The sequence below is a fragment of the Xenorhabdus santafensis genome (genome assembly GCF_033949405.1).
Taxonomy (GTDB): Bacteria; Pseudomonadota; Gammaproteobacteria; order Enterobacterales; family Enterobacteriaceae; genus Xenorhabdus; species Xenorhabdus santafensis.
Genome location: NZ_VCDN01000123.1, coordinates 1 through 10,613 on the forward strand (window position 1 = coordinate 1; position 10,613 = coordinate 10,613).

The following is a 10,613-nucleotide window of genomic DNA, read 5'->3' on the forward strand; positions in this document are numbered from 1 at the left end:
ACGTTTGCATGATAAAGGTCGAGAAGAAGGTCTACAACAGGGTATGACGCAAGGCATACAGAGAGGTATATCACAAGGCATACAACAAGGTATATCTCAGGGTATACAGCAAGGTATATCTCAGGGTATACAGCAAGGTGAAAAACAAGCATCAATCAATATTGCCCGTACTCTCTTAAAAAATGGGGTCAATCTTGAGCTAATTATGGAAAGCACCGGCCTTAGCCGAGAAGACCTCCTCTCCCTGCAATAACCTTCCAGATTTTTCTGTGCTTTTACCCTCTTTTTTTAGAGTGGGTAAGAGTATATACCGTGTTGGTAATGAGATTACCGCTTACATAAAAACCTCGTTATTTTAACCGAGGCTTTTATCTTAATATTTGATTATTTTTGATATCTTTCAGTATTTCATTTAATGAAAAAAACAATTCGTATAGAATCTAACTCCATCTTTTTGATTTTAATTTATACAACTACATTTAGATAAGATCTCTTTTTTATTCATGCCATTATCCCACTTTATCCACACTCCCCCACACCATTTTTCCATGATGAAACGTCGCGACTCGAGGGGAAATACGAGCCACTGCTTCAGCGGAACAAGAAGCATCCACCAACACGAAGCTGGCATCATCCATAAGTTTAGGCCAAACTCGTTCACCTTTATCATTCAGTGGCAATACGTTACCGGTCGCTATCGCCAACGCACGGGATAACGTTTGTTCATTTGGCCGGATATATAGCTGAGCATACAAATTAGCTTTTTCCAGCATATCTCCCAAACCATACGGAGACCAATGGTCTATCACACTATCCGTACCCGTCATCACAAAGACGCCTTTATCGCTTAGCTGCTTGAGCGGCATATGTAACGTGCCGATAGGGATAGTCGACGCAATTGTAACTCCCTGTGCTGCCATACGCTCCGCTAGTTCATCTACCTGCTGTTCATTAAGCTCAGCCAAGGCAAAAGCATGGCTGATAGTCAATTTACCTTTTAATTGAGGTGTTTTTTCAACGGTATCCAACATATAGTTAATTGCCGCCATGCCCGCTGGATTAGCTTCATGCAGGTGAATATCCACCCCTTTACTATAATCCAGTGCAATCTGGAATGTCGTATCGAGCGATTTTTCCATTGCGCCGTCAACATTGGTGGGATCAAGCCCGCCTACGTAATCGGCTCCCATTTGCATGGCTTCACGCATCAACGATACTGATTCTGAAAGCAATAAACCATGCTGGGGAAAAGCAACAATCTCACAATTGAAACCTGACCGACGACGAGCCAGTACCGCTTGCAAATTTTCGAGGTTTTTCAGCCCTGATGTCGGTTCAATATTGCAGTGGCTGCGGGCGATAGTCGTTCCTTTCGACTGAACTAGATCAATCAGCTTTTCCGCCCGTTCTTGAGTATAAGGTTGCAATTCCAGCAGGAGTTTTTGCTCAAATTTAATCATATCTCGGATAGTCGTGCCTTCTGGCCGATTAAGAGCACGCCACGGGCCACCGTAAAATGTTTTATCCAGATGAATGTGCATATCCCGCATGGCAGGAAGCATCAATTTACCGCCGGCATCATAGCGTGGCAGCGAATTACCCTGATTAAGTTTGTTATCATGCAGGGCAACAATTTTGCCATTGTTGATTTCCAGTGTTTTTCGTTCTGTCAATGTACGGACGACAGTCTGATCTTCAAATGCAAACCCCGACTCCAGTAAGACATTATCCAAATAATAATGATTATCCGTTATCTTGGATGAATTCTCTGTTTCACTGCGCGTTTCTGCCACCCGTTGTTTTGCATAGGAAACAGGGCTAACTGCACCAAGCAACGCATAAGCCGTGATGATTTTTCCACTCTGACTTAAGAACTCTCGCCGATTTTTATTCTCGTTCATCTCTTCTGTTTCCTTTTCAGTCAGTAACCATGATTTATGTCCAAAGAAAATAATTAACATTTATGTACTGACTAAACAACTCATTGAAAATGAGCGTCGATGACTTCACTTTTCACCGGAGAATTGAATTAACAATATCCTGATTCATTATTATGGCAATAAAAGCGATATAAATTTTCGCCCCTGAGGATATGCTCTGCATAACACATTAATAATTCATCATTTTGTCTGAGAAAGGGATAATTAAGGAGCCTAATATGAATGGAATGTATTCCACGGCAGATACAATAGAAATTGATGCACAACAACAAAAATTAGCGGGCAAAATTGCTCGATTCACATGCCCTAATGCTCATGCCGCCAAAACCGCGATCCCTCAATTGACATTCTGCCATCAGGTGCAATCAACCACACCGATCAGTGAATTGCATGAACCAAGTATTATGATCATTGCCCAAGGTGCAAAGCGGGTGACAATCGGTGATCGCTCTTATTATTGTGACTCCCGGCAGCTACTGGTGACGTCAATAAATATTCCCACTATCACTCAAGTGTGTACCGCATCTCAAGATGCTCCTTTTTTGTGCCTTATGTTGCAGCTGGATATTCAGGAAGTGTCGAAATTGATGGTTGAAGATAAGGTAATGATAAAACCTCGAATACAAGATCCATGTGCTCTGGTTTTAACTCCCGTTACACATTCTCTTCTGAGCTGCATTAACCGGTTATTGGATTTATTGGATACACCGGAGGATATTCCCGTCCTCTCTCCTTTACTCCAAACAGAAATCATTTATCGTTTACTGAAAAGTAATTTGGGGGGATATTTACAACAAATGGCTTCTCAAGAAAGTCCAAGCCACCAAATCCATCACACCATCCATTGGTTGAAAAAACACTTTACCGAACCGGTTAAAGTTGAGCAACTTGCTCAAATTGCCAAGATGAGCCTTTCTTCTTTTCACCAACATTTTAAAGCTGTTACGTCGATGAGCCCGTTACAATATCAGAAATGGCTGCGTTTACATGAAGCGAGGCGAGTGTTGCTGACACAGCATGACACCATGTCCAGCGTAGCGTTTCAGGTCGGTTATGAAAGTACTTCACAGTTTAATCGTGAATATAGCCGTCTTTTTGGTGAACCTCCCTGCCGCGACATGAAAAGGCTGCGGATTGTTTCAGAACAATACTCAAAACAATAACTCAAAACGATTCCCCAAAAGGCGTCTAAAACAATAAATAGGTGCCTTTGGAGAATTAGGCAATGATTAAAAATGAATAGGCACCTCTTAAATCAAAAATAACCTTAATATATCTCTCAATTTATTAAAAAAATAAAGCAGAGGATCATTATGTCACGGATTTTAATCATCAATTCAGCAAAAGATTTTGACCAATCAAAAGGAACATTAAATAACACCCTTACAGAAGTTATCAGGGATCATCTGACCGGCTTAAATCATGAAGTTCAAATCACTCATGTTGATAACGGTTATGGCATTCAAGAGGAAATCGATAAATTGCTCTGGGCAGATAGCATTATTTATCAAATGCCAGTGTGGTGGATGGGAGCGCCTTGGATCTTAAAAAAATATTTCGATGACATTTTAAATCTAGGACAAGGGAAATTATTTAAAAATGATGGAAGAGCCCGCCATGACCCCAGCAAAAAATACGGTTCTGGCGGCCTATTGCACGATAAGACGTATATGCTATCCCTGACTTGGAATGCGCCACTTGAAGCATTTGAAGATCCCAATCAATTTTTTGAAGGAAAAGGCGCTGATGGTCTCTTTTTTCCTTTCCATAAAATCAGTGAATTTTTGGGTATGTCGCCCTTGCCGACATTTAATTGTTATGATGTGGTAAAGGCACCTGATATTGAATCGGATATTAATAAATTAAAAATACATCTATCCAGTGTGTTCTGACCGTTGATTTATCGCCCTATTTTTAAAACCAACGATTAAAAAGAAATGAAGAATCCACGGGATATTGCGTGGACTCTTCATTTCTCTGATGTCATTTAAATATATTACGCGCTGAAAACAGAATGAAAAATGATAACTTCTTTAGAACTCATCCAAAAACGCTAACAAAATAGGATTAAATATTTCAGGTATTTCCCAGAAAGGGGCATGATCAGCGTCTACCAAATTAAATACTTTACCTTTCCAGAGATTTCGATAATTCAAGCCATTAATGTAGTTAATATTAATGAAGGGATCACCCGCGCCATTAACAATGGCTAACGGGGTTTCACTGGTTTCCGCCAATCGTTTCTGATCGGTTGCCTGAGAAGAAAGGAAAGACTCAAATAAATATTTTCGTGCCAATCCATCTGTTCTTGCTACCGCTTCAAAAATAAAAGGTTCATGCGGTGAATTGATGCCCGCTGTTTCATTGGCAAAATTTTTAATATCCTCCTCAGTAAATTCGGCTTTGCCGGCAAGCCCCATATGCTCACTAGGCCGGAAACCAAGGGCTACATTATCGGCTCCTGCTGATACTGGAGGCGTGCCACAAATCATTAAGCCAATCATTTTTGAGGTCAGGGCCAACATCTCCAGCCCGATATGTCCTCCCAGTGACCAGCCAAAAACAACCCATCGATTGATGCCTATTTTTTCTAACACTTCAATGACAGTATGTGCATAACTCGGCATTGAATATGCCAGTTGGGGCTCGCTGGCATTTGATGATGCGCCATGTCCGGGTAAATCCAGGGCCAAAACCCGATATTTACCTTTCAGGTAATCAATTTGATAACGAAAAATCTCCTTACAACTTGAATTACCGTGTATCAACAGGACAGGTAAACCATTACCGCCGGTATCCAGTACCGAAATATCCGCATAGCGGGTTTGAATATTGTAGGTTTGAATATCATTATGTGTAGTCGCCATGATTCAATCTCCTAATTTAATAAATAAAATCAATTCATTACAAGCCTACGGCATTAAACCAACACAAATAACAGAGGCTATTGCCGAATTGATATCTTCATATGTTGATATGAAATGACGATTTATTAAACGATTATTTTGTGCTTTATTAATTAAAACCCCATCAAATACTGTATGTTTTTTGTTTATTTTTTGATGACATCCAAATACTTATCACAAATTTACAAGATTAAACTCTGATGACCACCCGAAATGTTGTATACAGGTTAGTACAATTATTAAAAATTTGTTACACAACTTCCGGTAATCATGTTATGACAACAAAGATAACAACAAAGAAAGTAAAACTGCTGCTGGCAATACTTGCCATCATTATTCTGGTCGTCATGGCCCTGGCAGGAAAAATAGAAAATACCAATAAACGCTTCCTTTCTGTCGCTACCGCCTCAACTGGAGGCACTTATTATCCGATGGGGGTTGGGCTCGCCAATATATGGAGCAACCACCTGAAACAAGAAAATATTCAGGTTACAGGGCAATCTTCAGCGGGATCGATTGAAAATATTGATCTACTCCAAAAAAATGAAGCACAGCTCGCTATTTTGCAGAGTTTAATCGCCGTTGAAGCCTATCAAGGTGTCCGTAACTTTGAAAATCGCCCTTATCACGATTTACGCTCGATTTCCGTTCTTTGGCCCAACGTTGAGCACTTTGTTCTATTAAATGAAAAAATAAAAGATGGGACATTAAATGATATTGCCAATACCCGTTTTTCCGTAGGGCCGCAAGCCAGTGGTACAGAGCAATCCACATTGATAATTCTGAAAGGGGTCAACCTTGGCAAGCAAAATATCCAACCAGAATACCTTGGTTATGGTGATACCGTCTCTGCCATGCGGGACGGCCGACTTGATGGCGGCGCCCTTCCGGCAGGCGTTCCGGCTTCGGCAGTCACAGATATGTATGCCAGTGGCGTCTCTGCCCGGATCTTAACCGTTACAGATGAACAACTGAATGACATTAACGCCATCGCCAATTCATGGTTCCGGTTTATCATCAAACCAGAAACTTATCCCCGTCAAGAACAGCCCATCCAAACCATCGCTCAACCCAACATTCTCATGACGACACGTGAAATAGATGAAAAAACAATTTATGAGCTAACAAAAGTGATGTTTGAAAATCAAAAGGAAGTTCATCAAATTCACAGTTCAGCTAAATACATATTGCCCGAAAACGCCCTCAAAGGCGTCTCCGTACCACTGCATTTGGGGGCATATCGGTACTACCGCGAAATTGGTCTGGATATCCCTGATTACCTTACGCCACCTGAACTTAAAACTGCTCAATAATTTTATGGAGTCACCATGAACACTGACAATGTAATATCATCTTCTATTGAGCAAGATAAAGAGGCCGGTTCAGGCAACCGCCATCTGCACGGTTTTTACCTCACTCTGGCAACCCTGCTCGCCGTTGCCATTTCCTTGTATGCCGTCTATGCCAATGTGTTGTCCAATACGCAAGAGTTCTACCGCAATGCAACGTTTCTCGGCGGTATTCTGGTTCTGGGCTTTATCCTGTTCCCGATATCCAAACGCTATTCAACACCGGCATTCAATCATTGGGATTATCTTTTTATTCTGCTTACCTTGATAAGCTACGGATATTTTTATTTCACTTACACTGACTTGCATGTTGTACGCAACAGTATCCCCGATACCACCGATTACATTATGTCAATCATCGGCATTGGGGTTTTATTTGAGTCAGCAAGGCGAACAACGGGTTATTTCATCCCTTGTTTATCGATTTTTGCCATTATTTATGCTCTGTTCGGCCAATATTTCATGGGTATTTTTGGGCATGCGGGTTTTTCACTTGAACGCCTGCTTTTCCGCCTATTCATGACCAGTGAAGGGATTTTTGGCATTACCCTGTCTACGGCATCCACAGCGATTGTTGTCTTTATTTTGTTTGGCTCGTTTTTAAGTGTGAGTGGCGCAACGGCATTATTCAACGATCTTGCCATCGCGATAGCCGGACGCCGCCGCGGCGGGCCTGCACAAGTTGCCGTCATTTCTTCTGCCCTGACAGGGTCGCTCAGCGGCAGTGCAGTCGCTAATGTTGCCACAACCGGCACTTTCACTATTCCCTTGATGAAAAATATTGGTTTGTCTCCCCGTTTTGCAGGCGCAGTAGAAGCAGCAGCTTCAACCGGAGGCATGATCATGCCTCCCATAATGGGCGCGGCTGCATTTATCATGGCGGGTTTTTTAGGAGTTTCCTATACCACAATTGTCATTGCTGCCATTATTCCGGCACTTCTCTATTATGCAGCACTGATTATTTCCATTGATTTAGAAGCAAAAAAACAAGGGTTAAAAGGCATCAGCAGGGAGAATATCCCTCAGGTCAAAGCCGTATTAAAAGCTCGTGGATTGCTATTATTGCCGTTATTTATCGTTATCGGGACACTATTGCTGGGAAAAACACCGATTTATGCCGGCGCACTCGGCATTATTTCGATTATTATTTCGAGCTGGATCACGCCAGATAGTTCTGTTCGCATGACCCCAAAGAAAATTCTGGATGCTTTGAATGAGGCAGCCCGAGGTTCGATTCAAGTCACCATTGCCTGTGCCACTATCGGCGTCATTATCTGCGTTGTTACCATGACTGGCATTGGTTCCACCTTGGCCTTCAATATCGTCTCTCTCACTGACAATACGCTGTGGATGATCCTCCTTGTTGTCATGATAGTCTGCATCGTTCTCAGTATGGGATTGCCTTCCACTGCGCTTTATATCGTTGTTGCGGTGACAGTGTCACCCATATTAATCAAGGCGGGAGTTTTACCTCTGGCCGCACATTTCTTTGTCTTTTGGTTTGGTGCCCTTTCCAATATTACCCCGCCTGTCGCACTGGCCAGTTACACGGCTGCCAGCATTGCCCGCGCGGATCCCATGCAAACTTCATGGAGCGCAGTACGCTTGGCTTTACCGGGTTTTATCATTCCATTTATTTTGGTATACAACCCTGCATTATTGATGCAAGGCAATGAATTAAATACCCTGTCCATCTGTTATATGATCCTGACAGCCTTAATTGGTATTTATTCTCTCTCCATTGCTACCGCCAATTTCTGGCTAAATAAAACACATTGGCTAGAAAGAATTCTATTCGCGGGCGCCGCTATCCTTTTAATCAAACCGGGCTTGCTGACCGACTTTATGGGAGGCGGATTAATTATCGCCGCTGGTGCTATGCATTTCCTGCGTTATAAATTGGGCCGATTAGGAAATAAGAACCGTGAGGAGCACGCTAAAAATGCATGATGTCATCATCGTAGGTGCAGGATTAGTTGGGCTTGGCACAGCTAATGCCCTGCAAGAACAATATCCACACTTGCGCTTGCTAATATTGGATAAAGAAAATAGCGTGGCTGCCCACCAAAGCGGCCATAACAGCAATGTCGTTCACTCCGGTATTTATTATTCTCCCGGCAGTTTAAAAGCACGGCTGGCAAAACAGGGAAATCGGACAATATATGATTTCTGCCAGCAGCACGGTTTATATTACGACCGTTGTGGCAAAGTAATAGTTGCCACACAACTCAATGAATTGCCATTGCTGGAAAATATCTATCAGCGAGGGCTGCAAAATGGTCTTGAAATTCACCGTTTATCCCAAGATCAATTGAAAGAACGGGAACCTTATGTCAACGGTCTGGAAGCGATACTGGTGCCCGATGCCGGCATTGTTAATTATCCGGAAATTGCGGCAAAGCTGGCTGAAATCATTCAATCCAGAGGTGGAGATATTCACTATCAACAACAAGTTCAATATATTCATGAACACAGCCAATATGTTGAAGTACGCACTCAACAAGCCAGTTATCAAGCAAAATGGCTGGTGAATTGTGCCGGCTTGCACAGTGATAGAATTGCCAAATTGGCAGGCTACGAAACCGGAATGAAGATCGTTCCTTTCCGCGGTGAATATTATGTGCTTGATAATAGTAAAAACTATTTGGTCAATCACTTAATTTATCCCGTCCCCAATCCTGATTTTCCTTTCCTCGGCGTCCATTTTACGCGAATGCACAACGGTAAGCGGGATGTTGGCCCGAATGCAGTATTGGCATTTAAGCGTGAAGGGTATCGCAAGACAGATTTCAATCCGTTGGATTTAATCGACGTATTGACATACAAAGGGTTTTGGAAAATCGCCAGCCGCTATTTTTGCGAAGGCATGGCAGAAATGCGCCGCTCCTTCTCGCGTCAACTTTTTACTGACAATGCCCGTCAACTTATTCCGGCCTTGCAACCGGATGATATTACTCCCGGGCCAGCGGGTGTTCGTGCTCAGGCGCTTACTGCTGATGGCAAGCTGGTCGATGATTTTCACTTTATAAAAGGCCGCCGTTCATTACATGTCTGTAATGCACCCTCACCTGCGGCGACAGCTTCAATGGAGATTGGCAGGGAAATTGTAAACTTGCATTTGCAAAACGTCATCGACTGATATCCAGAAAAAAACCGGAGCACAAAAATATGCTCCGGTTTATATATTCCATTATTTACTGTTATAAATGAAAACAAGTAGTGTTATTCGTCGAGTACCCATTTTTCATCTGTAAACCAACCGTGCCCTCCTATTATTGTCGAAACATGTTTGGCATTATATGGATATGGATATCGGCTATTACTGAGATATGAGTATTGTTCATTACAATAATCAATTTCTATACTTAACCGAAACCCTCTGTCATCAATCGGCCATTGATTAAATCCTTCAGTCCTCATTACAAATAGATAACTATTAACCTCAGGAAACGGTTGTTTAGTATCTTTTCTAACGGAAAATCCCCCTCCCCCAGAATTAGTAGTAGTTGTCCCATTAACCCTGCTCTCTGGCTTTATATAAATGTCCAAGGGAGAAAGTAACTCTTGATTATTACCAAATTTAATTTCGAAGTGTTCTAGCCGCACCTCAGCTCCCTTACTCGCCCTAATGTGATGTGATAAATAAAAATTGTCTTGCTTGTATTTAACTTTTAGAAAAGACTCCACACTTAAACTTTTCCAAATCTCATGGGGTCTAAGATTTTTAATATGGAAAGAACTCGTTTTTTTCTGAGTTACAGCTGGGCCGTTGCCTTTTACTGTAACTCTAATAAATGCTTTCTTACCCCAATAATCCTTTTTTGGATGAAAATAAGTAATTTTTGACTCAAATGAACGAAATTGATCAATGCCATAATGTTTTTTATCAAGTACATTACCACCTTCTTCGACCAACTCTACATCTACACTAATAGCTTTTTCATAGATATTATTATGTTTTTCCAATGCCCATTGGACTTTAATATTGTCATCTTTAAATACCGGGGTCCAATTATTGGTATTAATGGTTCCTTTTCCTTTACTCACGATAAGGGCCTGTAAGGAAAAAAAATCAGGAACGCCATATATAATGACTTCATAGCTCCCTTCACTATCCTCATAATAATCATTTCCAGAAATATATTGAGTAATGGTCGTCTTACCTGTAGAGCCTATGAGCCAAGTATTACCAGTGATACTTATAACAGAAGTATCACTGCTTTTTGTTTCAAGCCTGACATCCTGAGGAATCGGCAAAGATGGATTCTGTTGCAATAACTTATAATTCTTATTATCAATAGAGCCCTCAATAGACTTTTTATTAAATTCAATTTTAACTTTCCCTTTTTTCAATTGATAACTGACAGTGGCAGTGGATTCTTTAAACTGTCTAGTATTTGATGTCTTGATCGTTATCG

The 10,613-nt window shown here is 41.6% G+C and carries 8 protein-coding genes and 1 pseudogene; 6 read left to right on the forward strand and 3 right to left on the reverse strand.

Translation table 11 applies throughout. The features are described 5' to 3' along the window. A partial coding sequence (locus FE392_RS18835; protein WP_500692699.1) for an Rpn/YhgA-type helix-turn-helix domain-containing protein occupies positions 1–253 on the forward strand: 253 nt, incomplete at its 5' end. Between the two features lie 256 nt (positions 254–509). On the opposite strand, the gene FE392_RS18840 is transcribed toward FE392_RS18835, so the two are convergent. Next, the gene (locus tag FE392_RS18840; RefSeq protein WP_319931687.1) at positions 510–1,901 is read right to left on the reverse strand and encodes an amidohydrolase family protein; all 1,392 of its coding nucleotides are present in this window, start codon (positions 1,899–1,901) and stop codon (positions 510–512) included. A 257-nt stretch (positions 1,902–2,158) separates the two neighbouring features. On the opposite strand from FE392_RS18840, the gene FE392_RS18845 reads away from it, so the two are divergent. Then, positions 2,159–3,103, forward strand: a complete 945-nt coding sequence (locus FE392_RS18845) for an AraC family transcriptional regulator (protein ID WP_319931688.1) — start codon at positions 2,159–2,161, stop codon at positions 3,101–3,103. Positions 3,104–3,253: 150 nt separating this feature from the next. Beyond that, positions 3,254–3,832 carry an NAD(P)H-dependent oxidoreductase gene (locus FE392_RS18850; RefSeq protein ID WP_319931689.1) on the forward strand — a complete coding sequence of 193 codons (579 nt, stop codon included), beginning with the start codon at positions 3,254–3,256 and terminating at the stop codon, positions 3,830–3,832. Positions 3,833–3,973: 141 nt separating this feature from the next. On the opposite strand, the gene FE392_RS18855 is transcribed toward FE392_RS18850, so the two are convergent. Further along, positions 3,974–4,807, reverse strand: coding sequence for an alpha/beta fold hydrolase (locus FE392_RS18855; protein ID WP_319931690.1), 834 nt, complete (start codon positions 4,805–4,807; stop codon positions 3,974–3,976). Between the two features lie 314 nt (positions 4,808–5,121). Between FE392_RS18855 and FE392_RS18860 the strand changes: the two genes are divergently transcribed. Genes FE392_RS18860 through lhgD form a run of 3 tightly spaced genes read left to right on the forward strand, consistent with a single transcriptional unit; the run spans position 5,122 to position 9,334 of the window. Next, entirely contained in the window at positions 5,122–6,159 is a 1,038-nt protein-coding gene (locus tag FE392_RS18860) for a TAXI family TRAP transporter solute-binding subunit (protein ID WP_439153510.1), read from the forward strand. 15 nt (positions 6,160–6,174) lie between these two features. Further along, complete coding sequence (locus FE392_RS18865; RefSeq protein ID WP_319931691.1) at positions 6,175–8,145, forward strand: TRAP transporter permease; 1,971 nt, start codon at positions 6,175–6,177, stop codon at positions 8,143–8,145. Next, entirely contained in the window at positions 8,138–9,334 is a 1,197-nt protein-coding gene (gene lhgD / locus FE392_RS18870) for an L-2-hydroxyglutarate dehydrogenase (RefSeq protein ID WP_319931692.1), read from the forward strand. Before FE392_RS18865 ends, lhgD begins: the two co-directional genes overlap by 8 nt. A gap of 83 nt (positions 9,335–9,417) precedes the next feature. Here lhgD and FE392_RS18875 read toward each other — a convergent pair. Next, positions 9,418–10,613, reverse strand: a pseudogene (locus tag FE392_RS18875) (hypothetical protein); the annotation flags it as partial.

Excerpts from the sequence above, each read along its gene's own strand:
- FE392_RS18840 (WP_319931687.1), bottom strand. The coding sequence starts at position 1,901 with ATGAACGAGAATAAAAATCGGCGAGAGTTCTTAAGTCAGAGTGGAAAA.
- FE392_RS18845 (WP_319931688.1), top strand. The coding sequence starts at position 2,159 with ATGAATGGAATGTATTCCACGGCAGATACAATAGAAATTGATGCACAA.
- FE392_RS18850 (WP_319931689.1), top strand. The coding sequence starts at position 3,254 with ATGTCACGGATTTTAATCATCAATTCAGCAAAAGATTTTGACCAATCA.
- FE392_RS18855 (WP_319931690.1), bottom strand. The coding sequence starts at position 4,807 with ATGGCGACTACACATAATGATATTCAAACCTACAATATTCAAACCCGC.
- FE392_RS18860 (WP_439153510.1), top strand. The coding sequence starts at position 5,122 with ATGACAACAAAGATAACAACAAAGAAAGTAAAACTGCTGCTGGCAATA.
- FE392_RS18865 (WP_319931691.1), top strand. The coding sequence starts at position 6,175 with ATGAACACTGACAATGTAATATCATCTTCTATTGAGCAAGATAAAGAG.
- lhgD (WP_319931692.1), top strand. The coding sequence starts at position 8,138 with ATGCATGATGTCATCATCGTAGGTGCAGGATTAGTTGGGCTTGGCACA.